This window comes from Phreatobacter sp., from assembly GCF_051860605.1.
Lineage (GTDB): Bacteria > Pseudomonadota > Alphaproteobacteria > Rhizobiales > Phreatobacteraceae > Phreatobacter.
The window spans coordinates 380,034-394,384 of sequence record NZ_JBHYDR010000002.1 but is presented as its reverse complement, the minus strand read 5'-3'; the positions used below and the strand labels follow the sequence as shown (position 1 = coordinate 394,384).

Genomic DNA, 14,351 nt, shown 5'->3' with positions numbered 1-14,351 from the left:
TCCCGCAGCTCGCGTTGCGTCCGGTCACGGCCGGATCTGTTACCGGCAGGGTCTTAGCGTGTCCTGCGCCAATTTCCAGTGCGAATTCGGTCAGGAGACCGCATCGGCGATGGCCTTGCCGCAGGCCACCGTGTCGGCAGCGCCACCAAGGTCGCGCGTGCGGTAATCGGGCCTGGCAAGCACCTCCTCGATGGCGCGCACGATGGCGGCGGCCGCCTCCGGCTCGCCGAGATGGTCGAGCATCATCGCCGCCGACCAGATCTGGCCGACCGGATTGGCGATGCCCTGCCCGGCAATGTCCGGCGCCGAGCCATGGACCGGCTCGAACAGCGAGGGGAACTTGCGGTCCGGATTGATGTTGCCAGACGGCGCGATGCCGATGGTGCCCGTGCAGGCCGGCCCAAGATCGGAGAGGATGTCTCCGAACAGGTTGGACGCCACGACCACGTCGAAACGGTCCGGGTTCAGCACGAAATGGGCGGTCAGGATGTCGATGTGATACTGGTCCACCGCCACGTCGGGATAGGCCTTCTTCATCTCGGCCACGCGCTCGTCCCAATAGGGCATGGTGATCGAGATGCCGTTGGACTTGGTCGCGCTGGTCAGCTTGCGGCGCGGGCGCTTCATGGCCAGTTCGAAGGCATATTTCAGGATGCGGTCGACGCCGATCCGCGTCATCACCGTCTCCTGGACGACGAACTCGCGCTCGGTGCCGTGGAACATGCGCCCACCGATGGAGGAATATTCCCCCTCGGTGTTCTCGCGCACGACGAAGAAATCGATCTCGCCCGGCTTGCGGTTGGCCAGCGGCGCCGGCACGCCCGGCATCAGCTTGACCGGCCGCAGGTTGACGTACTGGTCGAACTCGCGGCGCATCATCAGCAGCGAGCCCCACAGCGAGATGTGGTCCGGAATCTTGTCCGGCATGCCGACGGCGCCGAAGAAGATGGCGTCCGATCCGCCGATCCGCGCCTTCCAGTCCTCCGGCATCATGCGGCCGTGCTGCTCGTAATAGTCGAAGGACGAGAAGTCGTGGTGCTGGAGATCGACCGAGAAGCGATACTTGCGCGCGGCAGCCTCCAGAACGCGCAGGCCCTCCGGCATCACCTCCTTGCCGATGCCATCGCCGGGAATGACGGCGAGCGTATAGGTGTTGGAGCGGGCCATGGGTTCCTCCGGTTCTCGTGCCGGAAGTGGCATTAGCCGGGTCGCCCCGGCCCGGCAATGGGGCCGGCCGCGCGGCTGCCCGGCGCCGTCAGCCGAAGAAGGCCTCGAGTTCGGCAGCAACCTCGTCGGGACGCTCCTCGGCCAGATAGTGCCCGCCCGGCAGCGCATGGCCGCGCACGTCGCTTGCCCGTTCGCGCCACAGGGCCAGCGCATCGAAGCAGCGCTCGATGACGCCGTCGCGGCCCCACAGCACGAGAAGCGGGCAGTCGACCTTGCGCCCGCCATCGGCATCGTCATGGGCGATGTCGATCGTCGCAGCAGCGCGATAGTCCTCGCAGCTTGCATGGATCGCCGCCGGATCGCGGAAGCACCGGAGATATTCGGCCAGCGCCTCGGCCGAGAACACCGAGAGCCCTCCCGGGCCCGAGCCGCATTTCTTCAGCCAGTAACCGTCCGGGTCGGCGCCGATCATGCGCTCGGGGAGGGGCGCCGGCTGGATCAGGAAGAACCAGTGCCAATAGGCACGGGCGAAGGCATCAGTGGTGTCGCGATACATTTCCCGCGTCGGCGCGATGTCGAGCACGGCGAGGCGCTCCACGCGCTGCGGGTGGTCGAGCGCGAGACGGTGGGCGACGCGCGCGCCGCGGTCATGGGCTGCGATCGAGTAGCGGGCATGGCCGAGGGCTGCCATGGCCTCGACCATGTCCTGAGCCATGGCGCGCTTGGAATAGGGCGCATGGTCCGCGGTGGTTTGCGGCTTGGAACTGTCGCCATAGCCGCGCAGGTCGGCCGCCACCACGGTGAACCGTTCGGCGAGCCGCGGGGCAACCCTGTGCCAGAGGACATGGGTCTGGGGATAGCCGTGGAGAAGGAGCAGCGGCGGCCCCGACCCGCCGGTCCTCAGCCGGATGGTGGCGCCTGCTGCCGGCACGTCCAGCATCCGGAAGCCGGGGAACAGGGCATCGGTGACCGCCACCGGAGTGATCGCGTCGTTCTGATCGTGCGACTGGCCTGTCATCCTTGCCTCGTGTCGGGGGAGTGCTAGGTGTTGAAGGGGACCGGGAACCCGCTCGGTTGGGTCTCATGCCCGGACAAAGCCACCATAGAGGACGCCAATGAACCGACGCCACCTTGTCACTGCCATTGCCGCCACCGCGCTTGCCGCCGGGATCGCGCCGGCCACCGCCCAGACCTTTCCCGCCCGCCCCGTCGTCATGATCATCCCCTTCGCGGCGGGTGGACCGACCGACGTCGTCGGGCGCATCGTCGCGGAGGCCATGTCGAAAAATCTCGGCCAGACCGTCGTGATCGAGAACGTGGCGGGTGCCGGCGGCACCACCGGCTCGACCCGGCTGACCGGCGCCCAGCCCGACGGCCACACGATCATGATCGGCCATACCGGCACGAATGCCGCCTCCGTCGCGCTCTATCCGAACCTGCGCTACAACCCGCTGACCGATTTCGCGCCGATCGGCCTGGTCAACACCAATGCCATCCTGCTGGTCGCCAAGAAGGACCTGCCGGCGAGCAATCTCAGCGAGTTCGCCGCCTGGCTGAAGGCCAACGAGCGCTCGGCCAACAATGCCCATGCCGGCATCGGCTCGGTCAGCCACACCACCTGCCTGCTGCTGCACGCGATCATCGGCGTGAAGCCCCAGTCCGTGCCCTATCGCGGCACGGGCCCGGCCATGAACGACCTCGTCGGCGGCCAGGTCGACTACATGTGCGACCAGGTCGTGAACGTCGCCCCGCAGGTTCGAGCCGGCACCATCAAGGCCTTCGCCGTCGCCCAGGCCAACCGCAACGGCGCGCTGCCGGACGTCCCGACCACCACGGAGGCCGGCCTGCCGAACTACCAGGTCGTCGTCTGGAATGCGATGCTGGCGCCCAAGGGCACGCCGGCCCCGATCGTCGCGCGCCTGAACGAGGCGCTGCGGGCCGCGCTGGCCGATGCCAATGTCCGCACCCGTCTTGCTGATCTCGGCGCCGACCTGCCGGCCGAGAACCTTGCCACCCCCGACGGCCTTCGGGCGTTTATGGAGGCAGAAATCGCCAAGTGGACCCCGGTCATCCGCGCTGCCGGCGTGACCGCCGGCAACTGAGCAGACAGGGCCGATGAACCTGGCTCCGGTCCAGCCGGACAGGGGCCTCTTCCACACGAGACGCGCGGCCGGGCTAAACCCCCGGTCGCCGCTCCGGAGACCATTTCCCATGATCACGCTTCAGGTTGACGGCATGACCTGCTCGGGCTGTTCGGCCGCTGTCGAACGGGTCATCAGGCGGATCGATCCCGCTGCCAGCGTGGCGGTCGATCTCGCAACAGGACGCGTCGAGGTCGGATCGACGAGCGCCGAGGCGGACAGGCTGGCGCAGGCCGTGACGGCTGCCGGCTACGAGGCCCGGCCGGCCTGAAGACCGGTCCCGCTCAGTTGCGGCCCGGCATCCGCCGGTCGAAGCGGATCGACCATTCCATCAGGATCCGGTCGCGGTTCTGCGCCATCCAGGAGAAGTCGTTGGTCACCATGCGCGCCTCGACACCTTCCGGATAGTTCTCCGGTGGAGACCCGACGCCCGCGCGCGCGACGACGGCATAGAACTGCGCATAGATCTCGTTGGCCCGCCGGCTGGTGGCCCAGTCGGCGATGCGCCGGACCGCCGCGGCCTGAGCGCTCGGCCGGTCGCGGACGATGGCGAAGGCCTCCATCTCCCAGCCCACGCCATCCTGCGGGAGGATGACTTCCAGCGGCGCCCCTTGCGACTTCTCGCGGGCACCGCGCATGTCGAACGAAAGCCCCACCACCCGTTCGCCGCGGGCCGCCTGCACGCAGGGCGCGCTGCCCGAATGGGTGTAAAGCGCGACGTTCTGGTGCAGGTCCTCCATGAACCGCCAGCCGGCCTCCTCGCCCATGCTCTGGAGCCAGCCGGCGACCATCAGGAAGCCGGTGCCGGACGAGGCCGGGTGCGGCATGACGATGCGGTTGCGGAACTCGGGCCGCAGCAGGTCGCGCCAGGCGCGCGGCGGCGGGGCGCCGACCTTTCGCGCCTCCTCGGTGTTGAAGCACAGGGCGCCGACATAGGCATCCATGCCTGTCCACAGATAGGGATCGTTGGCATCGCGGAAGGCGGGCTTCAACTCGTCCGCGCCCTTCGGCTTGTAGGGTTCCAGCAGGTTCTCGCCGGCGAACAGGATCAGGCTGGTCGCGGCCAGCCCGAAGATCATGTCGGCCCGGGGGCTGGCACGCTCGGCGAGCACCCTGGCGGTGATGACCCCGGTGGAATCCCGCACCCAGTTGATGTCGATCTCCGGCAGGTCCTTCTCGATGGCCTGCTTGAACACGGAAAGCTGGTCGGTCTCGATGGAGGTGTAGAGCGTCACCCGCGTGCGGTCCTGCGCCAGCGGCGCGCCGATGCCGACAGCCATTGCCGCCACTGCCAGAACCGCGACCCACACTCGCCGCAACCGCATGCCTGGCCCTCCGCCCGTCAGGTCTGCGACACCGATGCGCATCCTAGCGCACTTTGCGATGCAGGACACGTGCCGGCTGGTGGTCACACGATCAGTACGGCGCGGATATCGTTGACATTGGTGTGTGTCGGTCCGGTGACGATGAGGCCGTCCACCGCTGCGAAGAAGCCGAAGCCGTCGTGGCGATCGAGAAAGGCACGCAGCGACAGCCCCCCTGCCTCGGCCGCCGCCATCAGCGCAGGGGTCACGACGGCGCCGGCATTGGCCTCCACGCCGTCGATCCCGTCCGTGTCGATCGCCATGGCATGGATGCGGTCGCGCAGGGCCGGCGCCAGCGGCTGGATCGCGGCAGCAAAGGCCAGTGCGAATTCCGAGTTCCGGCCGCCGCGGCCCGTGGGACGGTCTTTCGGCAGCGTCACGGTGGTCTCGCCGCCCGACAGGATCAGCAGCGGCGCGGAAAAGGGCAGCCCGTGCTCAAGCACGGAGCGGGCAAGCGCTGCGTGAACCTGCGCCACGTCGCGGGCCTCGCCCTCGATCGTGTCGCCGAGCACCAGCGTCCTGAGACCTGCCGCCTCGCCGATTCGCGCCGCAGCCCTCAGGCTTTCCACGGGGCGCGCGATGAGCCGCACATCGCTGCCGGCCGCGAAGGCCGGATGGCCGGGCTTGGGGCTTTCCGAGGCCGGGCTCTGAAGATGCCGCATGACCGCGGCCGGCAGGTCCATGCGGTAGCGAGCGACGATGGCGAGGGCCTCTTCCCGCGTGGTCGGGTCCGGCACGGTCGGCCCCGAGGCGATGACGGCGGGGTCGTCGCCCGGCACGTCGGAGATGGCGAGGGTGACGACCTTGGCCGGATGGGCGGCCGCCGCCAGCCGCCCGCCGGCGATCGCCGAGACGTGCTTCCTCACGCAGTTCATGGCGGTAATGTCGGCACCGGAGGCGAGCAGGGCCGCGTTCACCGCCTTCAGGTCCTCCAGCGACAGGTCGCCGCCCGGCAGGGCGAGAAGGGCCGAGCCGCCGCCGGAGATGAGGGCGACGACGAGATCGTCCCCGGTCAGCCCCTCCAGCCGCGAGAGGATGCGCCGCGTGGCCGAAAGACCGGCCTCGTCCGGCACGGGATGGGAGGCCTCCAGAACCTCGATGCGCGCTGAGGGCACCGCATGGCCGTAACGGGTGACGACCGTGCCCTCCAGCGGCGCGGGCCACAGCTTCTCGAAGGCCGCCGCCATGCTGGCCGCCGCCTTGCCGGCGCCCACCACGACCGTGCGACCCTCGGGCACGGGCGGGAGGTGATCGGCGATTCGGTCGGGCAGCGCCGCCTTGATCGCGGCCTGGCCGAGCGAGAGGAGAAAGGCGCGGGGATCGGCATGGTCGGTCATGACGACTGATTAGCCGCTGCCGAAGGCTTCGTCATGTCCGGAAGCTTGGTCATGTCCAAGGCGCTGACGGCTGTCAGACCCAAAATGCAAAAGGCCGCCCGGAGGCGGCCTGTGCTGAAACCGGAATGGCCGGCGGTCGGCGATCAGTGCGTCGAGCCGGCGGTCGCCAGAACGGACTTCACGCCGCGAAGCTGGTCGAGCTTCTCCATGGCCTTCGATTTCGAAATGTCGTCCCTGGCGTCGGCGAGATCGTCCTCGGCATCCTTGATCTCGCGGTCGATCTGGTCGGCGTGCAGGTCCTCGACCGGGGTGGCCCGCTCGGCCAGCACGGTGAGGCCGGCCTCGGAGACCTCGGCAAAGCCGCCGCGGACGTAGAGGCGCTTGGCCTGACCCTCGCCGTGGATGGTCAGGATGCCCGGCCGCAGCGTCGAGACGAAGGGCGCGTGACCGGCGAGCACGCCGAAATCGCCCTCTGAGCCCGGCACGACAACCTGCTCGACGTCCCCCGAGAAGAGCTGCCGCTCGGGCGAAACCAGTTCGAAGTGGAAGGTGGCCATGACTACACCCGTTCAATCCAAGAGCAGGGAACGCAGACCCATTCCAGCGGCGTTACTTCGCCTGCGGAATGCTGGAACACCAACTCGATCAAGCCGTGCGGGGTTCGGGTCTCGACGGTCCAAACCCGACCGACAAGACCCTTGAGCCGCATTGCGTCCCTCTCGTCGAGACCTGAGAAGAACGCGGTATCCAATCTCAGCAGACGGACCTTCTCGCCCGGGGCGAAATCCGGTCCGTCCGTCACGCTTACGCCGCCTCGGCGGCGAGCCTGCGGCCCTTCTCGACGGCTTCCTCGATGGTGCCGACCATGTAGAAGGCGGCCTCGGGGAGGTGGTCATACTTGCCGTCGACGAGATCGGAGAACCCCTTGATGGTGTCCTTGATGTCGACGAACTTGCCCGGCGCGCCGGTGAAAACTTCGGCGACGAAGAAGGGCTGGGACAGGAAGCGCTCGACCTTGCGGGCGCGGGCCACCGTCAGCTTGTCCTCTTCCGACAGCTCGTCCATGCCGAGAATGGCGATGATGTCCTGCAGCGACTTGTAGCGCTGGAGGGTCTGCTGGACCTTGCGGGCAACCGCATAGTGCTCGTCGCCGATGACGCGGGGGTCGAGCATGCGCGAGGTCGAGTCGAGCGGGTCCACCGCCGGGTAGATGCCCTTCTCGGCGATCGAGCGGTTGAGCACGGTCGTCGCGTCGAGGTGGGCGAAGGAGGTGGCCGGCGCCGGGTCGGTGAGGTCGTCGGCCGGAACGTAGATGGCCTGGACCGAGGTGATCGAGCCCTTCTGGGTGGTGGTGATGCGCTCCTGCAGCGCGCCCATGTCGGTGGCAAGGGTCGGCTGGTAGCCCACCGCCGAGGGGATGCGGCCGAGGAGCGCCGACACTTCCGAACCCGCCTGGGTGAAGCGGAAGATGTTGTCGACGAAGAACAGCACGTCCTGGCCCTGGTCGCGGAAGTCTTCCGCGATGGTGAGGCCCGACAGGGCGACGCGCGCGCGCGCACCGGGCGGCTCGTTCATCTGGCCGAACACCAGGGCGCATTTGGAGCCTTCGCCGCCGCCCTTCTTGTTGACGCCCGATTCGATGAACTCGTGATAGAGGTCGTTGCCCTCGCGGGTGCGCTCGCCGACGCCGGCGAACACCGAATAGCCGCCATGGGCCTTGGCGACGTTGTTGATGAGCTCCTGGATCAGCACGGTCTTGCCGACGCCGGCGCCGCCGAACAGGCCGATCTTGCCGCCCTTGGCGTAGGGTGCGAGCAGGTCGACGACCTTGATGCCGGTGACGAGGATTTCCGCTTCGGTCGACTGCTCGGAGAACGAGGGAGCCGGCTGGTGGATGGCGCGGCTGCGATCGGTCTTGACGGGACCTGCCTCGTCGATCGGCTCACCGATGACGTTGAGGATGCGGCCAAGCGTCTCCGGGCCGACGGGCACGGCGATCGGCTGGCCGGTATCGGTGACCGGCTGGCCGCGGACGAGACCCTCGGACGTGTCCATGGCGATGCAGCGCACGGTGTTCTCGCCGAGGTGCTGGGCAACCTCGAGGACCATGCGCGCGCCGTTGTTGCTGGTCTCCAGCGCGTTCAGGATCTGCGGCAGGTGCTCGTCGAACTGCACGTCGACCACGGCGCCGATGACCTGGGTGATCCGGCCAGCCTTGCCGCCTGCCGGGGCCGCCTTCGCGCTCGTCGCTTTCTTAGCCATTGTGAGGGTCCTCGACTTGATCTTTGGAAGCTCAGAGCGCCTCGGCGCCCGAGATGATTTCGATGAGTTCCTTGGTGATCATCGCCTGACGCGCGCGGTTGTACTTGAGCGTCTGCTTCTTGATCATCTCGCCGGCATTGCGCGTGGCGTTGTCCATGGAGGACATGCGCGCACCCTGCTCGGAGGCCGCGTTCTCAAGGATGGCCTTGAAGATCTGCACGGTGACGTTGCGGGGCAGCAGGTCGGCGAGAATCTCGCCCTCGCCGGGCTCGAACTCGTAAGGGGTGGTGGTGCCGCCCTCCCCGCCCGTGACCTGGGCCGGGACGATCTGCTGGGCGGTCGGGATCTGCGAGATCACCGACCGGAACCGCGAGAAGAACAGGGTGGCGATGTCGAACTCGCCGGCCTCGAACAGTTCGAGCACCTTGGCGCCGACCTGCTCGGCCTGGGCATAGGACAGCTGCTTGATCGCACGGAACTCGATGAAGCCGACGATCTGCCTGTCGAACTGGCGGCGGATCAGATCGTAGCCCTTGCGACCGACGCAGAGGAACTTGACGGTCTTGCCCTCGGCCTGCAGGGCCAGGGCGCGCTCGCGCGCGAGGCGCACGATGGAGGTGTTGAAGGCGCCGCACAGGCCGCGCTCGGCGGTTGCGACGACCAGCAGATGGACCTCGTTCCGGCCCGTGCCGGCGAGAAGGCGCGGCGCGTCGGAACCGGACACGGAGCCGGCGAGGTTGGAGAGCACCGCCTCCATCTTCAGGGCATAGGGACGGGCCGCCTCGGCAGCGGTCTGCGCACGCTTCAGCTTCGCCGCGGCCACCATCTGCATGGCCTTGGTGATCTTCTGCGTCGCCTTGACCGAGGCGATGCGGTTCCGGAGGTCCTTCAAGCTCGGCATCAGCCGACGTCCCTTCTGGCTTCGATGGCCTGTTCAACCTTGCGGCGGAAGGCCAAAGGATCCGCGATCATCTTGATGGGCGTGGCGTTGATGCCCGTCCCATGCACGGTCACATTCCCGAAGTCGAGAACGCGACCCAGAAAAGTCTGGTCGACCGCAACCGAGTCGACCTTTTCGAGCCGCTGCTCGATGGTGGAGCGGGCGATGAAGCCCCATTTGGCCACCACCTTGCGCGAGGTGACTGCCAGCTCCGTCGTCCGGCTCAGGAACCAGGCCACCGCGAGCCAGAGCACCGCGGCCGCCAGGGCCAGACCGCCCCAGGGCCAGAAGCCCCAGGCGACCGGCAGAGCCACGATCACCGCAACAAGGGGCCAGACATAGACGACCCAGTGGATGGTCGCCTCGTGGACGATGGTCTCGCCCGGCCCCAGGCTGTCGCTGACGTAGCTCATGCGATCCCGCTCAGCTGAACGAGGCCGCGAAGTCCTGCACGGTCGTCTTCAGCTTCGCCGCGACGTCGTCGGCGAGGTCCTTCGACGTCCGGATCGATTCGAGGATCGAACCCTCGGCGCGCAGCCGCGCGAGCAGACCCTCCTCGAAAGCCTTCACGCGGTTGAGCGGCAGGGCGTCGAGATAGCCGTTGGTGCCGGCCCAGATCACCGCCACCTGCTCTTCCATCTTGAGCGGCGAATACTGATTCTGCTTCAGCAGCTCGGTCAGGCGCGCGCCGCGGTTGAGCAGGCGCTGCGTCGTGGCGTCGAGGTCCGAGCCGAACTGGGCGAAGGCGGCCATCTCGCGATACTGGGCGAGCTCGCCCTTGATCTTGCCGGCAACCTTCTTCATCGCCTTGGTCTGGGCCGAGGAGCCGACGCGCGACACCGAGAGGCCGACGTTCACCGCCGGGCGGATGCCCTGGAAGAACAGGTCGGTCTCCAGGAAGATCTGGCCGTCGGTGATGGAGATCACGTTGGTCGGGATATAGGCGGAGACGTCGTTGGCCTGCGTCTCGATGACGGGAAGCGCGGTCAGCGAGCCCTTGCCGGCCTCGTCGCCCATCTTGGCGGCGCGCTCGAGCAGGCGGGAGTGCAGATAGAACACGTCGCCCGGATAGGCCTCGCGGCCCGGCGGGCGGCGCAGCAGCAGCGACATCTGGCGATAGGCGACCGCCTGCTTGGACAGGTCGTCATAGATGATGACGGCGTGCATGCCGTTGTCGCGGAAGAACTCGCCCATGGCGCAGCCCGAGAAGGGCGCCAGGAACTGCATCGGCGCCGGGTCGGAAGCGGTTGCGGCGATGACGATCGAATATTCGAGGGCGCCGTTCTCCTCCAGCGCCTTGACGAACTGGGCGACCGTCGAGCGCTTCTGGCCGATGGCGACATAGACGCAGTAGAGCTTCTGCTGCTCGTCGGCGCCTTCCACGTTCAGCGGCTTCTGGTTGAGGATGGTGTCGAGCGCGATCGCGGTCTTGCCGGTCTGGCGGTCGCCGATGATCAGCTCGCGCTGGCCGCGGCCGATCGGGATCAGCGCGTCGATCGACTTCAGGCCGGTGGCCATCGGCTCGTGGACCGACTTGCGCGGAATGATGCCCGGCGCCTTGACGTCGACGCGCGAACGCTTGTCGGCGACGATCGGGCCCTTGCCATCGATCGGATTGCCGAGGGCATCGACCACGCGGCCGAGCAGGCCCTTGCCGACCGGCACGTCGACGATGGCGCCGGTGCGCTTGACGGTGTCGCCTTCCTTGATGTCGCGGTCGGCGCCGAACAGCACGATGCCGACATTGTCGACCTCGAGGTTCAGGGCCATGCCGCGGATGCCGTTGTCGAACTCGACCATCTCGCCGGCCTGGACATTGTCGAGGCCGTAGACGCGGGCGATACCGTCACCGACGGACAGCACCTGGCCGACCTCGGAGACCTCCGCCTCCTGGCCGAAGTTCTTGATCTGGTCCTTCAGGATCGCAGAGATTTCAGCGGCGCGGATGTCCATCAGCCGACCTCTTTCATGGCGGTTCTAATCGCGTTGAGCTTGGTGCGAAGGGACGTGTCGACCATCCGTGAGCCGACCTTCACGATCAGCCCGCCAAGAATGGCCGGGTCTACCTTCACGTCGATCCTGGGCTCCTTGCCGAGCACGTCCTTGAGCGCGGCGGAGAGCGTTTTTGCATTGGCGGCCGAAAGTCCCTCGGCCACGGTAACCTGGGCCGTCACCTCGCCGCGCGACTGGGCGACGAGGGCGGAATAGCCGCGGATGATGCCCTCGACGGCGAACAGGCGCCGGTTCGAGGCCACGACCTTGAGGAGATTGCCAGCGAGCCCGCCGATGCCGGCCTTGTCGATGACGGCCTTGATCGCCTTGAGCTGGTCTTCCGCCGAGAAGACCGGGCTCTTCACCAGCCGCCTGAGATCGTCGGAACCCTCGAGCAGCGTCTGGAACCGGCCGAGATCGGCCTGGACCTGATCCACCTGACCCGCTTCGGTCGCCAGATCAAAAAGGGCTGAGGCATAACGCCCCGCCATGCCGGAAACGGTCTTGTCTTCGCCAGCCACCGCGTCTCTCGCGCATCAGGCGCCGGGCCGCGGCTTGCGCAACTGCCGCAGAGACGCTGCAGCATGATCACAAACCGTTGGCTCGACTGGGAAAATCCTGTCCCGGGACCCTGCGTGCGTAAGCCTGCCCCCGGAAGCCGCGTGTCCGTTAGCACAGGCATTTCGATGGTGCAACGCCACGAAAGCCGGGTTCCTGTGCACTGCAGGGTGCAAAGCGCCGGGTCAGCGGCGGAATGACGCGGCGATGCCGGCGATCGGACGGAAATGACCACGTCAGGCTGGCGGGCCCAGGGCCTGACGCCCCAGCCGCATCGGACCGCGCGCGACGTCGGTTCGCTGGCGGGCCCTGAAACGACCACGGGCGGCCGAAGCCGCCCGCGCCGATCGCTATTCGTCGTCCGATGGCGTCAGGCCGCGGCCTTCTTCGGCGCCATCCGGCCATAGAAGGTCTCGCCGCTGGCCGCCATCTCGCGCAGCAGCGCGTTGGGGGTGAAGCGGTCGCCGAACTTCGACGCCAGCGCGTCGCATTTCGCGACGAAGGCCTTCGCCCCCATCGAATCGATATAGCTCAGCGTGCCGCCGGACCAGGGCGCGAAGCCGAAGCCGAGGATGGAGCCGACATCGGCCTCGCGCGGATCGGTGACCACGCCCTCCTCGACGCAGCGGGCTGCTTCCAGCGCGGTGGTGACGAGCAGGCGGTCGATGATCTCCTGCCGGTCGACCGTGTCGGGGTCCTGCTGCATGCCGACGAAGGCCTTCAGCCCCGGCCAGATCGTCTTCTTCTTGCCGCCGGCGGGATAGTCGTAGAAGCCCTTCTGCGCCTTCTTGCCGACCCGGCCCTCCTGTTCCACCAGGAAGGTGAGCAGCTTCTCCTGCTGCGGGTCGACCGACTGGGCACCGACCTGCGCCTTGGTGGCCTTCAGGATCTTGAGGCCGAGGTCGATGGCGACCTCGTCGTTGAGGGTGAGCGGGCCGACCGGCATGCCGGCCTGCTTGGCAAGATTGTCGATCATGACGGGGGGCACGCCCTCCATCACCATCAGGTGGGCTTCCTTGATGTAGTTGCCGACACAGCGGTTCACGTAGAAGCCACGGGTGTCATTGACCACGATCGGGGTCTTCCGGATCGCCTTGACGTAGTCGAGCGCCACCGCCAGCGCCTTGTCGCCGGTCTTCTCGGCCAGGATCGTCTCGACCAGCATCATCTTGTCGACCGGCGAGAAGAAGTGGATGCCGATGAACTGATCCGGCCGGACCGAGCTTTCCGCCAGCCCGGTGATCGGCAGGGTCGAGGTGTTGGAGGCAAAGACCACGTCCGGACGGATGGCGGCCTCGGCCTTCCGGATCACGTCGGCCTTCACCGCCGGGTCCTCGAACACCGCCTCGATGACGAGGTCGACGTCCTTCAGGTCGGCGAAATCGGCGGTGGTGGTGATCTTCGCCAGCAGCGCCTCACGCTGCGCCGAGGTGGCGCGGCCCTTGTTGACCTGGTCGGTCATCAGCTTGTGCGAATAGGCCTTGCCCTTCTCGGCGGCCTCCACGTCGCGATCGACGAGCACCACGTCCATGCCGGCCTGCGCCGAGACATAGGCGATGCCCGCGCCCATGAAACCGGCCCCGATCACGCCGACCGTCTTCAACTGGCTGGCGGGAACGCCGGCAGGCCGGCGCAGGCCCTTGGCCAGAGCGCCCATGGAGACGAACAGCGAGCGGATCATCGCCTGCGCCTGCGGCTGGCGCAGCACATGGGCGAAATAGCGCGATTCGATCCGCAGCGCCGTGTCCATCGGCACCAGCAGGCCTTCATAGACGCAGCTGAGGATGGCGCGCGCGCCCGGATAATTGTCGTAGGTCTCCTTGCGGTAGAGCGCGCTGGCGGGCGGCCAGACCATCATGCCGCCGGCCGAATAGATCGGGCCGGAGGGCAGCTTGAACTTCGGCTTGTCCCAGGGCTTGACGGGATCGACACCGGCCTTCAGGCGCGCCTTTGCGGCCTCCACGAGGTTGGCAGCCGGCACGACGTCGTCGATCAGGTTCATCGCCTTGGCCCGGTCGGCCTTGAGCTGGTCGCCCTTCAGGAGCATCTGCAGCGCCGACTGGATGTCGGCCATGCGCGGCACGCGCTGGGTGCCGCCGGCGCCGGGGAAGAGCCCGACCTTCACCTCGGGAAGCCCGACGCGCAGCTTTGGATTGTCGGAGGCGACGCGCGCGTGACAGGCGAGCGCGATCTCGAAGCCGCCGCCAAGGCACATGCCGTTGATGGCTGCCACGAAGGGCTTGCCGCAGGTCTCGAGCTTGCGCAGCACCAGCGAGTAGGACCGGCTCTGCTCGAAGAAATCGACCATCGCCGCTTCCGGACCCTTGGCCTTGATGGCCTCGCGGAAGGTCTTGCCGAGCCCCTCCAGCATGGTGAGGTCAGCGCCGGCCGAGAAAGTGTCCTTGGCCGAGGCGATGACGACGCCCTTGACCGCCGGGTCGGCGACGGCCCCGTCGATGGCCGCGTTCAGGTCATGGCCGACGGACTCGTCGATGACATTCATCGACTTGTCCTTCATGTCCCAGGTGAGAAGGGCGATGCCGTCGGCATCGACAGACCAGGTGAAGTTCTTGAGGTTCATGGTCCTGTC

13 protein-coding genes are annotated in these 14,351 nt (G+C 67.5%); 2 read left to right on the top strand and 11 right to left on the bottom strand.

The annotated features are described in order from the left end of the window. Window positions 1-90: 90 nt before the first annotated feature. Window positions 91-1,167 (bottom strand): tartrate dehydrogenase, encoded by a 1,077-nt coding sequence (locus ACTIFS_RS04710; protein ID WP_439572882.1) that lies wholly within the window; start codon window positions 1,165-1,167, stop codon window positions 91-93. An 88-nt stretch (window positions 1,168-1,255) separates the two neighbouring features. Next, complete coding sequence (locus ACTIFS_RS04705) at window positions 1,256-2,185, bottom strand: alpha/beta fold hydrolase (RefSeq protein WP_439572881.1); 930 nt, start codon at window positions 2,183-2,185, stop codon at window positions 1,256-1,258. A gap of 97 nt (window positions 2,186-2,282) precedes the next feature. On the opposite strand from ACTIFS_RS04705, the gene ACTIFS_RS04700 reads away from it, so the two are divergent. Both ACTIFS_RS04700 and ACTIFS_RS04695 read left to right on the top strand, forming a co-directional pair. After that, window positions 2,283-3,269 (top strand): tripartite tricarboxylate transporter substrate-binding protein, encoded by a 987-nt coding sequence (locus ACTIFS_RS04700; RefSeq protein ID WP_439572880.1) that lies wholly within the window; start codon window positions 2,283-2,285, stop codon window positions 3,267-3,269. A gap of 109 nt (window positions 3,270-3,378) precedes the next feature. Continuing rightward, window positions 3,379-3,579, top strand: a complete 201-nt coding sequence (locus tag ACTIFS_RS04695; protein ID WP_439572879.1) for a heavy-metal-associated domain-containing protein — start codon at window positions 3,379-3,381, stop codon at window positions 3,577-3,579. A gap of 13 nt (window positions 3,580-3,592) precedes the next feature. Here ACTIFS_RS04695 and ACTIFS_RS04690 read toward each other — a convergent pair whose 3' ends face one another. From ACTIFS_RS04690 to ACTIFS_RS04650, 9 genes are all read right to left on the bottom strand, one after another. Beyond that, window positions 3,593-4,633 carry a putative 2-aminoethylphosphonate ABC transporter substrate-binding protein gene (locus tag ACTIFS_RS04690; protein WP_439572878.1) on the bottom strand — a complete coding sequence of 347 codons (1,041 nt, stop codon included), beginning with the start codon at window positions 4,631-4,633 and terminating at the stop codon, window positions 3,593-3,595. Window positions 4,634-4,716: 83 nt separating this feature from the next. Continuing rightward, the gene (locus tag ACTIFS_RS04685; RefSeq protein WP_439572877.1) at window positions 4,717-6,009 is read right to left on the bottom strand and encodes a glycerate kinase type-2 family protein; all 1,293 of its coding nucleotides are present in this window, start codon (window positions 6,007-6,009) and stop codon (window positions 4,717-4,719) included. 143 nt (window positions 6,010-6,152) lie between these two features. Beyond that, the gene (locus ACTIFS_RS04680; protein ID WP_439572876.1) at window positions 6,153-6,566 is read right to left on the bottom strand and encodes a F0F1 ATP synthase subunit epsilon; all 414 of its coding nucleotides are present in this window, start codon (window positions 6,564-6,566) and stop codon (window positions 6,153-6,155) included. 247 nt (window positions 6,567-6,813) lie between these two features. Then, a complete protein-coding gene (gene atpD, locus ACTIFS_RS04675) occupies window positions 6,814-8,271 on the bottom strand; it encodes a F0F1 ATP synthase subunit beta (protein WP_439572875.1) in 1,458 nt (485 codons plus the stop codon). A gap of 31 nt (window positions 8,272-8,302) precedes the next feature. Beyond that, window positions 8,303-9,172, bottom strand: coding sequence for a F0F1 ATP synthase subunit gamma (locus ACTIFS_RS04670; protein WP_439572874.1), 870 nt, complete (start codon window positions 9,170-9,172; stop codon window positions 8,303-8,305). Continuing rightward, window positions 9,172-9,624 carry a PH domain-containing protein gene (locus ACTIFS_RS04665; RefSeq protein ID WP_439572873.1) on the bottom strand — a complete coding sequence of 151 codons (453 nt, stop codon included), beginning with the start codon at window positions 9,622-9,624 and terminating at the stop codon, window positions 9,172-9,174. The genes ACTIFS_RS04670 and ACTIFS_RS04665 overlap by 1 nt, the downstream gene beginning before the upstream one ends. A 10-nt stretch (window positions 9,625-9,634) precedes the next feature. Then, window positions 9,635-11,164, bottom strand: a complete 1,530-nt coding sequence (atpA, locus tag ACTIFS_RS04660; protein WP_439572872.1) for a F0F1 ATP synthase subunit alpha — start codon at window positions 11,162-11,164, stop codon at window positions 9,635-9,637. After that, on the bottom strand, window positions 11,164-11,724 hold the full coding sequence (locus tag ACTIFS_RS04655) for a F0F1 ATP synthase subunit delta (protein WP_439572871.1): 561 nt from the start codon (window positions 11,722-11,724) through the stop codon (window positions 11,164-11,166). The genes atpA and ACTIFS_RS04655 overlap by 1 nt, the downstream gene beginning before the upstream one ends. 407 nt (window positions 11,725-12,131) lie before the next feature. Continuing rightward, window positions 12,132-14,342: an FAD-dependent oxidoreductase gene (locus tag ACTIFS_RS04650; RefSeq protein ID WP_439572870.1), complete on the bottom strand. Its 2,211-nt coding sequence runs from the start codon at window positions 14,340-14,342 to the stop codon at window positions 12,132-12,134. Window positions 14,343-14,351: the final 9 nt, after the last annotated feature.